The sequence below is a fragment of the Candidatus Hydrogenedentota bacterium genome (assembly GCA_012523015.1).
Lineage (GTDB): Bacteria > Hydrogenedentota > Hydrogenedentia > Hydrogenedentales > CAITNO01 > JAAYBJ01.
In genome coordinates this window covers 1-15,312 of sequence record JAAYJI010000150.1, presented here as the reverse complement: position 1 = coordinate 15,312, position 15,312 = coordinate 1, and the positions used below count along the sequence as shown (strand labels likewise).

At 50.4% G+C, this 15,312-nt stretch carries 14 protein-coding genes and 2 tRNA genes; 8 read left to right on the top strand and 8 right to left on the bottom strand.

Annotation, left to right across the window (positions count from 1 at the left end; genetic code table 11):
* From GX117_06595 to GX117_06565, 7 genes are all read left to right on the top strand, one after another.
* Positions 1 to 2,248: hypothetical protein (locus GX117_06595; protein ID NLO33010.1), on the top strand; the 2,248-nt coding region annotated here is incomplete at its 5' end.
* Positions 2,249 to 2,384: 136 nt separating this feature from the next.
* On the top strand, positions 2,385 to 3,188 hold the full coding sequence (locus GX117_06590; GenBank protein ID NLO33009.1) for an outer membrane lipoprotein-sorting protein: 804 nt from the start codon (positions 2,385 to 2,387) through the stop codon (positions 3,186 to 3,188).
* 15 nt (positions 3,189 to 3,203) lie between these two features.
* Entirely contained in the window at positions 3,204 to 3,413 is a 210-nt protein-coding gene (locus tag GX117_06585; protein NLO33008.1) for a hypothetical protein, read from the top strand.
* 90 nt (positions 3,414 to 3,503) lie between these two features.
* Positions 3,504 to 4,463, top strand: a complete 960-nt coding sequence (locus tag GX117_06580; protein ID NLO33007.1) for an ABC transporter permease — start codon at positions 3,504 to 3,506, stop codon at positions 4,461 to 4,463.
* Positions 4,460 to 5,698: an ABC transporter permease gene (locus GX117_06575; protein NLO33006.1), complete on the top strand. Its 1,239-nt coding sequence runs from the start codon at positions 4,460 to 4,462 to the stop codon at positions 5,696 to 5,698. The genes GX117_06580 and GX117_06575 overlap by 4 nt, the downstream gene beginning before the upstream one ends.
* Positions 5,699 to 5,701: 3 nt before the next feature.
* The gene (locus tag GX117_06570) at positions 5,702 to 6,427 is read left to right on the top strand and encodes an ABC transporter ATP-binding protein (protein NLO33005.1); all 726 of its coding nucleotides are present in this window, start codon (positions 5,702 to 5,704) and stop codon (positions 6,425 to 6,427) included.
* A gap of 28 nt (positions 6,428 to 6,455) precedes the next feature.
* Complete coding sequence (locus GX117_06565) at positions 6,456 to 7,721, top strand: hypothetical protein (GenBank protein ID NLO33004.1); 1,266 nt, start codon at positions 6,456 to 6,458, stop codon at positions 7,719 to 7,721.
* 96 nt (positions 7,722 to 7,817) lie between these two features.
* On the opposite strand, the gene GX117_06560 is transcribed toward GX117_06565, so the two are convergent.
* The 8 genes from GX117_06560 to GX117_06525 form a co-directional block, all read right to left on the bottom strand.
* A tRNA-Ala gene (locus tag GX117_06560) sits at positions 7,818 to 7,893 on the bottom strand.
* A 94-nt stretch (positions 7,894 to 7,987) separates the two neighbouring features.
* Positions 7,988 to 8,668: a hypothetical protein gene (locus tag GX117_06555; GenBank protein ID NLO33003.1), complete on the bottom strand. Its 681-nt coding sequence runs from the start codon at positions 8,666 to 8,668 to the stop codon at positions 7,988 to 7,990.
* 172 nt (positions 8,669 to 8,840) lie between these two features.
* On the bottom strand, positions 8,841 to 10,109 hold the full coding sequence (locus GX117_06550) for a glycosyltransferase family 9 protein (protein ID NLO33002.1): 1,269 nt from the start codon (positions 10,107 to 10,109) through the stop codon (positions 8,841 to 8,843).
* Positions 10,106 to 11,095, bottom strand: coding sequence for an SDR family oxidoreductase (locus GX117_06545; GenBank protein NLO33001.1), 990 nt, complete (start codon positions 11,093 to 11,095; stop codon positions 10,106 to 10,108). Before GX117_06545 ends, GX117_06550 begins: the two co-directional genes overlap by 4 nt.
* Before the next feature lie 192 nt (positions 11,096 to 11,287).
* On the bottom strand, positions 11,288 to 11,854 hold the full coding sequence (gene rfbC / locus GX117_06540) for a dTDP-4-dehydrorhamnose 3,5-epimerase (protein ID NLO33000.1): 567 nt from the start codon (positions 11,852 to 11,854) through the stop codon (positions 11,288 to 11,290).
* 158 nt (positions 11,855 to 12,012) lie between these two features.
* Positions 12,013 to 13,281: an adenylosuccinate synthase gene (locus GX117_06535; protein ID NLO32999.1), complete on the bottom strand. Its 1,269-nt coding sequence runs from the start codon at positions 13,279 to 13,281 to the stop codon at positions 12,013 to 12,015.
* 164 nt (positions 13,282 to 13,445) lie between these two features.
* Positions 13,446 to 14,057, bottom strand: a complete 612-nt coding sequence (rpsD, locus tag GX117_06530; protein NLO32998.1) for a 30S ribosomal protein S4 — start codon at positions 14,055 to 14,057, stop codon at positions 13,446 to 13,448.
* A 180-nt stretch (positions 14,058 to 14,237) separates the two neighbouring features.
* Positions 14,238 to 14,314 (bottom strand) — tRNA-Arg (locus tag GX117_06525).
* 200 nt (positions 14,315 to 14,514) lie between these two features.
* On the opposite strand from GX117_06525, the gene GX117_06520 reads away from it, so the two are divergent.
* Positions 14,515 to 15,312: mannitol-1-phosphate 5-dehydrogenase (locus GX117_06520; GenBank protein ID NLO32997.1), on the top strand; the 798-nt coding region annotated here is incomplete at its 3' end.

Sequence of the window (15,312 nt, the reverse complement as noted above, 5' to 3'; positions counted from 1 at the left end):
GACCGTACAGGCCCATCATGGCAATATCGCTTTGGGCGCCGCTCATACGGATCCCGGGTGGGGTCTCTACGGACAAATGCTCTCCACACGGACTGAACGCCTTCAGCGTTTTCAAGCGGCGGGACTCAAATCCATTTCATATACAGAAACCTTCGGCACGAATTATTGCTATATTGGAGAATTAGGCGATCAGACGGAAGGGGATGAAGCCTATCAAAAGCTTCAATGTACCCATTGGAATTGGAAGCGTTACGGAGGCGGCGAAACGGTGTGGGTGGGCATGCATAACTGGTTTGATGATGAAGCCTTTGCACGGCCTTATACGCGCCGACATCCACGCTATGGCGGCCCCGCTATGACTTACCCAGACGGGACGCCTGCCACCGGTTATTCGGGCGCTGCCGAGGATCCGCGCAACAGCCGCGTTTACGATGCCTCTATGGCGAAAGATATTTTGGGTAATTTCGCTATCGAATATTTTTTCTTTGATCCCGATGAGGTGGAACCTGAAGACGGAAGCCTTCCTGCGGAGGCATACGTCGCGAAACTCTTGCCTGTGGGCGAGCAACACAGCAGCCTCCTTTTGTTTGCGAAAGATTCTGCGTGCCCCTATTTCGCCGATTACGCATATGCATCAACACGCATGTCTGCGGATCATGGTTCTGACGGAATTTGGAGCGACAATTACAGTGCTTGGGACAGTTTCGGGCTGGTACCGGTTCAAAATGCTTTTGGAGAGTGGTCGGTTGCCCGATTTCGTTCTTATGTGAAAGAACATTTTGACGGGGCGGAATTAGCGGCCATGGGCGTGGACGACGTCGATCATTTTGACGTGCGGCAACTCTTTTGTGATTACATGACTTCCTTAGGAGGGAACAAAGACGACTTATCGGATCCGTTATGGCGTGATGCACGGTGGTTGGAGAATCCTCTTTGGCGTGCCTATGTAATCTTCAAACGGAAAAGCGGTACTGAGGCGCTTCGTAATTATTATAAAGCGGTAAAAACAGCGGCGGCGCAGTCCGGAAGGAAGGACTATTTCGTTGCGGGAAATGACCTGCAATATATGCTGGGCTGGTGTCGGGGCGATTTGGATATGGTGAGCAGTGAAATGGCTCCCGGCTGGGGATTGATGACCGGACCCCGTGGGATTACCTTGTTTCCGGAAGGCCGCTTTGCGCCCTTATACAAGATCGCGCGGCTCCATGCGCAAAGCCCCTTTGTGAATATCTGGCTCTATTTGGAAAACAAATTCGAAGGACAGCGCCTGAATAGAGCTTTGGTGAACACGTTTTACTATGAAATGTTGGCGACCCAATGCTTGCCCATGTTTCATCCCGGCAATCCTCGCGTGGCTGGCACAGATGAAGACAACGCCGCCTTTTTTGCTTTTGTGGAACGTATCGCCCCCCACTACGGCGCCCGCACCGCCATTGAAGACATCGGTTTATATTATTCATCTTCTTCTGCGTTGCGAGACATGACGCCGGGCGGAACCGTTGATTTTGGCGACCAAGCCCATCATTTCGAGTTGCTGGGCTGGGCAACGGCTTTGGGAGAACTCCATTTACAGTACGGCATCCTACCGGAATGGAATTGCGATGCAGAAGCGCTTGATGACTTGAGCTTATTAATCATTCCCGATGCGGCGGTAATTGATAGGGCATGGTTGGAATCCACGCTGAAGCCGTGGCTCCTTCGCGGCGGACAGCTGCTCTTTACCGGTGCCTCCGGAAGGTATCAAGGGGAAGATCAGAATTTTGAAGTTTATGGGGATGAAAGTTCTTTGCAGGCTTTGGCAAAAGAAAGTACAGCGCACTATTTAGAAGAACCTTTGGGGCGTCGTTATTATATGTTGGATACCCAAAAGGAGCGGGCGTCGTTATTGCCTCGCTTTAAGGAGGTGCTTAAAGAGGCGGCAGGGGAGCTGCAGCACCGGTTGGTTGTAGATCAGCTTCCGTCAACGGTTGGGCTGAACCTATATAAGGATCCCGATGCAACACGCTTCTTTATAGATCTGAATAACATGAACTGGCAAGAGGAAAGCGGCACTATAGAGAAGCCGGATTCTCTTTCCTTTGCGTTGCGTTTGCCTTCTCCCTTAGAAGATGGAGCCTTGTCTTGTCAGATCTTCGCCCCCAATGAGGAAGCAAAAGTATCCATGGAGCAGAGGGAAGACGAAATTGTTGAGATTCGTGTTGAGGGTCTGGCGTATTATGCCGGTCTCCTTCTTGCGCGAAAAGATTGATTTTATTTTTTATGAGAAGGGATTTTTGGTGTAATGGCGGAATCACATGGTGTAAAATTTATTTGGTTCAACGCTATTAAATACGTAGAATAGTAAATATGGGATGTGTGTATATCGTTAGTAAAGGGAGAATCGCATGAAATACGCCGGCGTTTTTTTCGTTGTGCTTTTTGGAATTGGGCTTGTTAGTGCTTCGTTTGTGTTTTCGGAAGACAGCGAGCCTGTTTTGGAAACACCAAACTTTGTAAAGGATGGTGTTTTGGATTTAGAGGGCGCCATCAAATATTTTGAAAATCTCTATCGTTCCAATAGCAGTGTGGGCGAGATGGAAATGACCGTTGTCCGTCCTCGTCGCACGCAAACGATGCGGATGAAGGCATGGACCGAGGGCGAGGATAAATCCTTAATCATTGTTCAGGCGCCGCCGCGTGACGCCGGTACGGCAACGCTGAAAGTGGATAAAAACCTGTGGAATTACATGCCCCGTATTAAACGAACGGTTCGTATTCCTCCATCTATGATGTTGGCGTCGTGGATGGGCAGCGATTTCACCAATGATGATCTTGTTCGTGAATCATCAATCTTAGACGATTATGAATATGAGTGTGTCGGTCCTTCTGAATCGCCGGAAGGCTGGCTGCTGCGCTGTGATGCGAAGCCCGGTGTGGTTGGGCTGTGGAATCGTATTGATCTGATTGTTTCCAAAGATGGTACGCTCCCCATCGAGGCACGTTATTTTGATCGTAAAGATCGCCTCTCGCGCACGCTGTACTGGAGCGATGTGAAAGTGCTTGGCGGCAGGCAGCTGCCTGCGGTTATGCGCCTTGTGCCTGAGGGCGAACCGGGCAACGAAACGACCATGCACTATCTGTCTATTTCTTTTGGTGAGACCCTTCCTGCTGATATCTTTAGTTTGTCTCGCTTGGAACAATCTCAATAATCACGAGGGTCGCCAATGTCTTTTATAACTCTGCGTATGGGTTGGCGTAATCTGGGGCGTAATATGAAGCGCACCCTGCTCGCTATCGGAGCAATTGCCCTCGGCCAGTTGACCTTAATCGTTGTGAACAGCCTGATGGAAGGCTTTTTCCAAGATATTTTGGAAACGGTTACCGGTCCTTTGGTTGGTCACATCCAGATCCAGGATCCGCTGTGGCATGATTAACGAGCGGCGGATCTTTATATTGATCATCTTGCCGAAACGCGGAAAGCGATTGAAGGGCTAAAGGAAACGGTTCGTGTTTCGCCGCGCATTGTGACTTTTGCGTTGGTGGCATCGGGCGAGAAATCGGAATCCCCGGCGGAAGCGGAAGCCGGTATGATCGCCGGTTTGGATATTGACGCGGAAACAAAGCGGGGCGGCTTACTGGAGGGCGTACCGCCCGAAGAATGGCCTGCAAAGGGGGAAGTGATTATCGGCACCGTTCTCGCGAACCGCTTGAACTTGAAGGAGAAGCAATTAATTGCCGTGATCAGTACCGACGTGGACGGCTTCCCGGTGAGTGAATTGTTTACGGTCAAAACGATTGTTGATTCCAATGTGGAATTGATTAAAACCCTCGGCGTTGTCATGCCCATTGAAGAGGCGGGCGAGTTGTTGATGATGCCGGATCAAGTTCATGAGTTGGCAGTTTACGGCTATGATTTTATGAAAGCTGATTCGCTGAAAGAGGCGATCACCCACATCCCTGCCTTAAAGGACGCCTCTATTAAGACGTGGCGCGAGGCGATTCCGGAAATTGTGATGGTCATCAATGTTAAGAAGTGGTTTGATATCCTGTTTTTGAGCATTGTATTCATCGCTGCCGCTGCGGGAATCGCCAATACTGCCATGATGTCGACCTTTGAGCGAAAGCATGAATTTGGGCTGCTTCTAGCCATGGGCGCACGGCCCGCGCGTTTGGTGAATATGGTGATTTTTGAATCGGTAATTTTAGGATTGATCGGTATCGCGGTGGGTACCTTTATCGGTGTAGCCATCAGCACCATCTTATCCTATACGGGTTTTAATTATGGTTTCTTGGGCGGCAGCGGCGCGGATACCTCCATTACCTACAAAGAGATCTCCTTTTCCCTTGTAATTTATCCACGTCTGAAACTGCAGCACGTTGTTTATGGTCTTGTTGCTGTAACCTTGACTTCTATTTTAGCGTCGCTGTGGCCCGCGTTGATTGCTGCGCGGCTTGAACCGGTGGAGGCTATGCACCGCACATGAGATTTGGTACGGTACTTTATAAATATGCTTCACGGAGTCTGACGCGCCACGTGCGGCGTACCCTTATTTCTATGGTTGGTGTGGGGGTAGGCTGCGCCATGTCGTTGATTGCTTTGTCATGGATGAATGGCGCGTTTGAAATGCAGGTGCGTGCCGTGGCGGAAAGCGGGTCGGGACATTTGATGATTGTGCATCGGAAGTGGCCGGATTTGAGGGAAAATTCTTTGCGGCTCAGCGACTGGGAGGAGAGCCTGGAAAAGGTGCGGCAAAATCCGGGGGTACGCGCTTGTTCGGCTCGTGCCCGTGCCAATGGCTTGCTCGCCTTCGGCAATCGTTCCAGCGGCGTGCAGATCATGGCGCTGCAACCGGAAACAGAATCTGAAGTGAACCGAGTTATAAGCCGAAGCCAATTGGAGGGGCGCTATCTCTATCCCGAAGAATTGGATTCGATCGTGATCGGAAAATCGCTGGCGAAACGGCTGAGTGTCGAGTTAGACGACGACTTGTTTATCACGGTGCCGGGTCTGGAAGATATCCACAGCGCCATCCTTCGCATTGTCGGCATTTTAGAGACGGGCAGTCAAGATCTGGATTTGAGTATTTGCCATGTGACCCTTGAGGCGCTCGAAGCGATCACCGAGATTCCCGGAGCCGGTGAAATCGTGATTCTTCTCAAGGATTATAATGCGCTGGACACAGTATCTAATCAATTGGCTGAGAAGATGCCCGAGAACAACTTGGTCATTACGTGGAAGGAAGTGCTGCCTGCCCTTGCTTCCGGGATGCAGGGCGACAAAGCGATTATGCGTCTATTGACGACGATTGTGATTGTCGTTGTTGCCTTGGGCATTATGAGCGCGCAATTGACCGCTGTCTTGGAGCGGCGACAAGAATTCGCGATTCTTTCGGCTTTAGGCATGAAGGGCGGCCAGATTACATTGATTGTATTTGTGGAATCCTTGCTCATTGGTGTGGGCGGCGCTCTGGTTGCGCTCTTCGTAGGCGGTGTTGTCTCGTGGTATCTTGCCACCTACGGCATCAATCTGCTCTTCTTCAACCCTGAAGGCTTGGGACCCAGTAACATATTGTTGGATCCCCGCATTTACGGGTCTTTCGGCTCTTGGCTGATCACTTATGCCTTGGTTATTTCTATTACTGCACCGGTGGTGGCGTCTTTATATCCGGCGTGGAAGGCGGCGCAAATTGATCCGGCAGACGCATTAAGGACACAATAAATTATGGCTGTTACCATTCGTGATGAGACTTTGGTTCATGTAAAGAATGTTGTGAAGATATATCGCAGCGGTGAAATAGAAACGACTGCGCTATGCGGTATTGATTTAGAAGTGAAGGCAGGCGATTTCTTGGCTATTGTGGGCCCGTCGGGGAGCGGCAAGACGACTTTGCTCAATTTAATCGGCGCCTTGGATGCGGTCACGGAAGGATCCCTTGAAGTTTTGGGTCAAAACGTGTCTTCTATGAGCTTGCGTCAGCGGGCCGATTTGCGGCTTCATTCACTCGGTTTTGTCTTTCAAGCCTATAATCTCTTCCCCGTATTGACAGCGCAAGAGAATGTGGAATTCGTTTTGGAATTGCAAGGGGTCAATAAGAACCGCAGAAAACGGGCGCGGGAAGTGCTGGCACAATTGGGATTGGAGAAGTACGCCGATCGACGGCCCACGCAGATGTCCGGCGGACAGCAGCAGCGGGTTGCAGTGGCGCGCGCTGTTGCCTCACAGCCCAAATTGGTGTTGGCTGACGAGCCTACGGCAAATCTGGACGGAGAAAATGCAGGGATTCTTTTGGATATGATGCGCGAACTCAATGAGCGTCTAGGTACCACCTTTATTTTTTCAACCCATGACCCGCGTGTGATTGACTATGCGCGCCGGGTAATCACCCTAGTGGATGGAAAAATTGCCAAAGATATTGTTAAAGAAACGGATGGTGATGGACAGCTTTAATCAGGGGCGTCCGACTTTCAGGAAAAGGGTGTCACTACCGTTTTTCCTTGTCGCCGCGATCGTACTTGTGTGGGCACAAGGAGTCGCCGCCTTAGAATTATGGTCTGATGATGAAGGGCGCTCCGCCGATTTGCGTACGACCTTGAAGCTCACGGGCAACGCCAGCGCGAACCCTTCGGATCCTTGGATTTATCCCAACTCCACGGAACTGGTCGGAATGACACGCCTTCGCTTTGGCGTAAATCTGAAGCTGAGCGATCGTATTTCCGCCGAATTCGCCAATGAACACGGCGCGCAACGTTCTTCCCATGGCGGCGGCGTTAATTTCGCAGGCAACATCCTTTCTTCCCTGTCCCAGTCACCTTGGCGGGTCGTTCCTTTGGATTGGCAGATCGCTCGGGATGGTGATATATTCAACTATCGTCATGAAATTGATCGCGCTTCGGTGACTATAAAACCGGATTGGGGATTGATCACCGTAGGGCGGCAAGCCATTGGATTTGGAAGGGGACTGCTTTTCAGTGCCGTTGATATCTTTGCGCCCTTTTCCCCCCTTGAGGTGGATCGTGATTGGCGCCGGGGCGTGGATGCGCTGCGTCTGGAATACCAGAGTACGCCGACCTCGTCCTTAGAGTTGATTACGGTGGTGGGGAGGAGTTGGGACGATTCCGCTTTGCTGGGTCGTTTCCGCGGGTATGTGGGCGATTGGGACGGTGAAATTATTGCGGGCAAACGGGGGGAAGATGCCATGTTTGCCGGTGTCCTTTCCGCGGCTTTGGGCGGCGCATCGGTTCATAGTGAGTTGGCGCTATTCCACACACCGGAAGAACAGCCGGGCGGCGGTCTCTTCGGCAACAGAAACCTAACGGCGAAACTGGTTTTAGGCGGATCCTACACCTTTAACGTGGGCAATGGCCTGACTTTTTTCAGCGAATACCATTATTCAGGCTTTGGGCTGCGTCATGCTGCAGATGCGACCCAACAGTTGTTCAACAAGGATTTTATAAAGCGTTTCTTGCGGGGTGACAGCCAAATTCTTGGACAACACGATTTAGCGCTTCAATTGGCGTACCCGATTAATGAGACGCTATTGAGCAGTCTGAGTATCTTGGAAAGTCTAACGGACGCATCCGGTATTGCGGTGCCTTCCTTGGTTTGGTCCGCCAGCGACACGGCAACGGTGACCTTAAGCGCTTTTTTCCCGTGGGGCCCTACGCCTAGAAATGGCGTTTTACGCAGCGAGTTCGGTGCCGCCCCTTTCAGCTTGTTCGCGCAGCTGAGCTTGTATTTTTAGGCGGGTCGCAGGTTCTTTGCAGCGGGCAGCCGAGCCTTAGGCTAGCCACAAAAAAAACGCAACAACAGAAAGGCTTCAATTGCTGCGTTTTGTTTTTGGTGGAGCCGAGGAGGATCGAACTCCTGACCTCTTGACTGCCAGTCAAGCGCTCTCCCAACTGAGCTACGGCCCCGAAAAAAGAAAGGAAAAGTACAGGACTTATACGTCCCACACATCGGGGTATAGTATACCTGAATAGGGTAGATCAAAGCAAAAAATATCGCTGATCAATCCTGCGGTGCATACCATAAAGAAACACGGGCTGCTTGGGCGACTGCCATGCCGGCTGTCACCGATTCCGGGTTATTCAGTATGGCATCAACTATGGCCGCCTTGGCCTGTCCCGTTACAAAAAAGATGATGTGTTTGATCCTTGCCAAGAGGGCAGGTGTTACGGTGATACGATTGGGACCGGGTTCACGCTGTACGGGTGCTGCAAAGGTGACGCCGTCGCAGGCTTCGACTTGTTCCCGTGTGAAAAGGGAGCAGGTATGTCCGTCATCTCCCAGACCGAGGAGTCCGAGTGGGATTTCTCCGCCCTGATCAAAGAAGTCTTGCCAACGCATATGATAGCGTGCTGCCGCTTCCTCTAAAGAGAGGTGGGTTTGGACGCGTAACACATGGAAAGGAGAGAGTTCCAAAGCGCGGATCATATCCACGGTAAGCCTGTAATTGTTTTGCGGATCCGTATCAGGTACGTGTCTTTCGTCGGTGTAGCCGAGATAGAATTGCGGTGTTGGTGCGATAGGCGCTTCTGCCAGTGCTTCAAAAAGGGGCCGCGGCGTATTGCCGCCCGGCACCATGAGCGCTGTCGGAGTTGACGTATTTTGTTGGATGACGATGCCCATTTGGCGCAATACGGCTTGGTAGAGGGCTTCCTTCGTATCAAATATGCTTGCAGTAATCAATGAATATCCTCCGTCACAAAGTATATCAAATTTAGAGTGGTGTTTATAAGGGTATCGCGTCTATTTTCGAAAGTTTCCATTTTGGGGTCAAGTTGCAGCCCCCGTTAAACTTTAGAGGCTGCGCCCCGTGGTGGGCACGTTCGTCTGACCATTTTCTGTCGCGGGCAGGGTTTTATTCTTCCGTGAGGCTTTGTCGTTGCGCTGTAGGCGCCTCATCAAGAACAAGACATAATTCCCGGTGTACCTGCTCCACGCTTATTTGTTTTAAACATTGGTTATCTTTACAGGGGGAGAGCCGATAGTTCATGGGTGAAAAGCAAGGGCTGCATGCGAACCCGAGATGAATGACGCGCATGCGATCGGATAGGGGACTATAGAGTAAAGGAGTCTCTGGACCGAAAAGTACCACACCGCCTATGGGCGTTAAGGCTGCAAAATGAGCGGGGCCGCTGTCTGAGGTGACGAGTGCATCGGCCAAGGTCATGAGTGTCATTAATCCCCGTAAGGAAAGGCGTCCTGCAAGACATAAGCATTGTTTCGCATCAATGTCCTGCGCCATGGCTTCACAGGCTTGTTGCTCATTAGACAATCCGGTGATGATGATCCGGGCATTGGGATGAGATTTCAAAAGTTTTTGTCCCAGTGCCACAAAATTTTCATCGGCCCATTTTCGGGCGGGTAATTCGTCTAGGCTTTTGGGATTGAATAAAACTAAGGGCGCAGTCTTCGCATTTTCCTTTGCGTAGGACGGGTAAAAGTCTTTCAAGATTTGTTTTAGTTCTTGCAATTCTTCGGGCTTCGGTATAAAAGGAGGCAGCGGGCAAAGAGGTGTTTGAGGCACTTCTTTGAGCAGCGGCAGAGAAAGTGTTTCCGTGAAGGCGGATCGTACAAAAACATCAAAGGCCTGAGATATATGCAGATAAGGATTGTATTGAACGCGATGGGTAACCAACGAGCCTCTATAGGGTCCTTCACTGTTGAAGCGGTGAAGCCCTACCCGTTTCTTTGCGCCGCAGAGCCAACAAATCAGGATAGATAAGCGCGCGTAAATTTCTAAATCGATGGCTGTATCAATATGGGCTCTTCGCATTTTGAAGAGGGCACGCAACAGATCTATGGTAAGGTTGAACACATTATTTCCGCGGGCGGTAATAATGTTTTCGTGAGGGATAACATCGAGAATATCCAGAATCTCTCTGTTTTCGGAAAAGACAAAGGCAAAGACATTTTCACGGCCCAATTTATCTGCGGCCTGTTTGAACGCGTCATAGGCCAAGACCAAGGCACCCTGTTCGACGGGTTTCACAAAAATCAATCGTTTTACGGGAGCGTTGCGTCGGCTGCCCGGCAGTATGAGTCGCAGCTTATCAGCTATGGTGGCAAAGAAGCATAAGACAGCGCCGGCCCGTCTGTCTAGGAAGCGTTCGAGATTATTGTTCACCGTTGCTCTCCATCTGCTGACAGTAAGGCGGATGCGGGGAGTGTCTTAAACGTTTCGATGTTATAAAAGGCGGGATTGGTGAAGTCGCCGTAGGTGCTGAGATGATCAAAGAGTTCGTTGATCGTGCTTGCTACATCATGGATTGGGTGGAAGCCCAGGAAGGTTTGCGCTTTTTCAACAGTCACTTTGTAATTGCGATAATCGGTGATGTTGCGCAAGTCAATACCAATCGACTTGCCGGTACGTTGTTCCACGGCATTTTTGACGAGATCTGCCACCTGCCCCACGGTGAAGTTGTCATAGGCCACATTAAAGATACCGCTAATGGATGGGTCTGCTTGTACCGCACGATCAAAGGCAGATGCCGTGTCCCGTATATCAATGAGGGGCCGCCAAATAGAGGGGTTGTTGACGGTAATCTTTCCTGTCGTCAGAGCGCTCTTAAACATGGTGTTGATAATGAGGTCAAAGCGCATGCGCGGACTGTATCCGTTCACGGTGCCCTGACGAAGTATGATGACGGAGAAGTCCTCGTTTTGTTGGTGGAAGACGCCGTGTTCTCCTGCGAGTTTGGAGATACCGTAGGGATAGGCGCAGGTAGTTGGCGCGCTTTCATCGTAGAGCGTGTTGAGGGTATATCCATAGACGGAACAAGATGAGGCATAAATAAAACGCTTGACCCCTGCCTGTTTCGCTTGATAGGCGAGATAGGTGGGCAAGGCGCCATTTTGGATGAAATTAAGGGCGGGATTAAATTCGGCCATGGGATCGTTGCTCAGTCCCGCCAAGAACAGGACTTGGTCATAGCCCTTCATCGCTTTTTCATCCAACTGAAAGAGTTCTTGTTTTTCTACAGAAATATCTTGGGGAAGATAATTACCGAACCAAAGTAAATCAACGACGTGTACGTCATAACCGTATTGTTTTAACATGGGTACAAGTACCGACCCGATATATCCTGCACCGCCTGCTACCAAAAGTTTCACTTTAAAACTTCCTTTATCCGTTGTTGTTGCGTCAAGAGTGCAACAGCTTATGATTCGAGAGAAAACGCTTAGCGCGTCACGCTAGGTTTTTATGTTGTTCTGTCCTTATTGTTTTTTTTAATACAGGATATTGAATTAACGACCGCCGCAATGGCGCACGCTCAGATTCCTCGTGCGTAGGAGTATTCTGTTTCATCGAGAAAAGGAAAAGTTGTATTCTGCATCTTTGAAAAGAGGCGCTTGGCTGTCTTTTTTTGAAATCACGGCAGCAGCGGCAGGCCAGAGGATATCGAGGTCGGGATCATTATAACGGATAGCACGTTCTGATTCTCGGTTGTAGCGTTGTGTACATTTGTAGTAGACACGGGTCTGATCCTGCAGCGCAAGAAAACCGTGAGCGAAACCGGCGGGTATCCAAAGCCACATGGGGGTAGCGTCATCTAGGGTGCGCGCCATCCATTGGCCAAAAGTCGGCGAGCCTTTGCGCAGATCCACGGCAACATCGTAAACAGCGCCTGTGAGTACCCGAATCAGTTTGCCCATGCCGTAAGGATTTAATTGGTAGTGCATCCCGCGAAGCGCTCCTTTACAGGACATGCTCAGATTATCCTGCAGAAAGGATTGGGAAAAACCGGATTGTTCCCAAGCAGTCTGATTGTAAGTTTCAGAAAAAAAACCGCGCTCATCAGAAAAGGCAGGCGTATAGATTTCCAATACGCCCGGGATTTCTGTTTCTTGGATTTCGGGTGCTTGAGACATAGATCATGTTCCTGGATAACAAAGGGAAGCCATTGTCTAACCTGCCTCCTTCATTATAATGAACAAGTGTCTATGAGCGCAAAGAGCGTCACGGCCCACGGGCGTTTCCCAAGTCTTTTGAAGATCGCGTAAATGGAGCGGATGAGAAATCCTTGTCTTTAGCGCAGGATCAGGGCTTCACGTTCCGGGCCGACAGAAACGAAAGTGATGGGACAATTGATCAGTTGTTCAATTTCCAACACGTAGGCTTTGGCTGCTTCTGGAAGTGCGTCAAAACTGCGTATGCCGGTGATGTTTTCTTCCCAGCCGGGCATTTCTTTATAGATCGGCTTTGCTTCTTCCAAGACAGCATTGAGGGGGAAGCGGTCATAAAGGGCGCCGTTCCAAGTGTAATGGGTCGCAATCTTAAGTGATTTTCTGCCGCTCAAACAATCCAGTTTGGTCAATGCCACATCGGTGGCGCCTTGTGCCCAGACACCATAACGGGTAGCGACCGCATCAAAATGACCGATACTTCTGGGTCTGCCCGTGGAAGCGCCAAATTCCTTGGCCGATTCTCGCAGGGCATCGGCTTCTTCCGTTTCCATGGCGGTGACAAAAGGCCCTTCGCCGACGCAAGTTGAGAAGGCTTTGACTACGGCGACGACTTGGGTGGGGGGATAGCCGAAGAGTCCGCCGCCTACGGGAGCGTAGGCCGCGAGGGTACACGAAGAAGTGGTGAAGGGATAGATACCGAAGTTTAGGTCGCGCAAGGTTCCGAGCTGCGCTGCAAAGAGGATCGCTTGATCTTGTTGGGCGGCTTCTTCAAGGAGCAGGGATGTATCGGTGATATGGTCGCGCAGTCTCAGGGCGCAGCTCCGTCCCCATTCGATCATCTCGTCAATGGAGAAGAGATCTTTTTTACCATAAAAGGATTCCAATCGCTCCAGTTTCCAAGTGCCAATTTCCTTGATTCTCGCTTCAAAGCGATCGGGATACAAAAGTTCTCCTACTTGTATGGCTTTTTTTACGGTGCGGTCGCCATAAGCGGGCGCAATACCGCGACGGGTGGAACCATAGGCGTTGTCGCCGAGCCGATCTTCTTCGAGTCCGTCTTCAAGGCGATGAAAGGGGAAGCAGATGGTTGCGCGGTCGGAAATACGGAAATTAGGCTGGATCCCTTGGGCGTTCAATTCGTCGATTTCATCGATTAACCGTTCGAGGTCAATGACCATGCCCGGTCCGAGGATGTTGACCACGTCGGGATAAAATACACCGGAGGGGAGGAGATGGAGTTTGAATTCGCCATGCTCGTTGATGACCGTGTGTCCGGCATTGTTGCCGCCTTGATATCGCACGACACAGGCAGCATCACGGGCAAGATAATCCACCATACGCCCCTTACCTTCATCACCCCAGTTCGCGCCAACAACAACTTTGATACTCATGATTCCACGGATCCTTATAGTTAATTCCCGGTGCCGGGGGCACTCAAGTGTCTTTGTCGCAGGCGCCCTATTTGGATAGTATCGGAAAAATATTTCTTACAAATAAAATGGCGATCCGGGTTGAGCGGTCCGCCGAAAAAATAAAGCTGGAATAAATAAGCGAATTAACGAGAATAGAAACCGATGATACTCGTCGTGTCAAATTCGACAGGGAAATTATTGATATTGGGTGTGCTGATCATTTTCCCCTCGTAGGATTTCGCTTCACGCTCGAGATATTCCGGTAATTCATGGGGAGGATTTTCCACACCATTTTGAATCATCGGAATTTTTCGGCTGCGTTCACGGATGGAAATGGTCATTCCCGGCTTCACTAAAAAGGAGGGAATATTGACTTTTTCACCGTCAACGAGGATATGGCAATGATTGACCATCTGTCTGGCGGAGAAAATGGTGGGGGCATAGCCCAAACGCCAGACCACGGTATCCAATCGCGATTCCAAGAGGATCATCAGATTGGTACCCGTGTTTCCGTCGAGCCGCTTTGCCTGTGCGAAAATACGGCGCATCTGACGTTCCATAATACCGCCGTAGTACATGCGTACTTTTTGTTTTTCTAAGAGCTGGATGCCGTACACGGACAATTTGCGACGCAGCGTTTTTCCATGTTGTCCCGGAGGATAAGGACGTTTTTCTGCCGGGCTGCCGGGTCGTCCCCAAATACATTTGCCAACGCGTCGGCTCAACCTGTGTTTAGGACCGCAATATTTTGCCATAAGTCTGATTCAATCCTTGTTCTTAATGAAAGATATATCCACAGCGCGCCGGGGACACAACGGATTCCCCGGAGGATACTCCCGCCCCAACCTATGTAGTTTAGAGTTGTTGATGATACTGCACGAGGCAGGACAAATTCAACCTTGAACAGGAGAAGGCGCTGTATGGAATGAAAAAAATGGCGTACCCGAGAGGAATTGAACCCCTAGCCTTCTGGTCCGTAGCCAGACGCTCTATCCAATTGAGCTACGGGTACGCAAGCCACCTTAACCTTGCATACTTTAGCATATACAGCTTTCGGGTTTCAAGTTTTTTTCAGCAAAATTCAACGGCGGCGAAGAATAGAATTTGGCAATGGTTCTTTTCCTACTGTTATACTACGTTTTCGGTTTCAGGGAGATCGTTGTCGGCGCATGGCGTACGAATAGGAGCTTCGCACGCGCGGCGTCAGATGCGATGAGCTATGTTCGACGGTATGAGGAATACACAGTGAACAAACGGGCGGTACATTTTGGCGCAGGCAGTATAGGCCGCGGTTTTCTCGGTCAGATTTATTGCGAAAGCGGCTACGAAACTATTTTCATCGATGTAGAGCGTTCTGTTGTAGATGCGTTGAACGAGCGCAATGCCTATCCGCTCTATGAGGTGTCCGATGCGGGCACACGCAAACTGTTCATGGAAAGGATGCACGCTGTGGATGGGAATGATATGGAGGCTGCTGCCGTCGCCCTTGCTGCCTCGGATATTGCCTCCACAGCTGTGGGGCTGCGCGCATTGCCCCACATTGCTCCGATCATTGCCACTGCCGTTGAGAAGCGTTTCCGCCGCTACGACGCGCCGCCCATGAACATTATTATCTGTGAAAACATCAAGGGCGGTGAACGCTATCTTCGTTCTCTTGTTGCCTCGCATTTGTCTAAGACTGATCAAGTTTTGCTCGAAAAATATGTGGGCTTTGTGGAAGCGAGCATTGGGCGGATGGTACCCGTCATGACCGAAGAGCAACGTGCGGAAGATCCGCTCTCGGTTTATGTGGAACCTTACTGTGAATTGCCGGTAGATGCCCATGGATTCCGCGGTGTGATTCCGGAACTCGTTCATCTTCAACCGACGACTCATTTTGAAGCCTATGTGGAGCGCAAACTTTTTGTTCATAATCTGACCCATGCGGCAACCGCCTATGTCGGCTATCATCGGGGATATCGTTATATTTATGAAGCCATACGAGATCCTGAAGTGCACGCCCTTGTGGAG

Excerpts from the sequence above, each read along its gene's own strand:
- GX117_06535 (NLO32999.1), bottom strand. The coding sequence starts at position 13,281 with ATGAGTATCAAAGTTGTTGTTGGCGCGAACTGGGGTGATGAAGGTAAG.
- rfbC (NLO33000.1), bottom strand. The coding sequence starts at position 11,854 with ATGTCTCAAGCACCCGAAATCCAAGAAACAGAAATCCCGGGCGTATTG.
- rpsD (NLO32998.1), bottom strand. The coding sequence starts at position 14,057 with ATGGCAAAATATTGCGGTCCTAAACACAGGTTGAGCCGACGCGTTGGC.
- GX117_06570 (NLO33005.1), top strand. The coding sequence starts at position 5,702 with ATGGCTGTTACCATTCGTGATGAGACTTTGGTTCATGTAAAGAATGTT.
- GX117_06590 (NLO33009.1), top strand. The coding sequence starts at position 2,385 with ATGAAATACGCCGGCGTTTTTTTCGTTGTGCTTTTTGGAATTGGGCTT.
- GX117_06585 (NLO33008.1), top strand. The coding sequence starts at position 3,204 with ATGTCTTTTATAACTCTGCGTATGGGTTGGCGTAATCTGGGGCGTAAT.
- GX117_06575 (NLO33006.1), top strand. The coding sequence starts at position 4,460 with ATGAGATTTGGTACGGTACTTTATAAATATGCTTCACGGAGTCTGACG.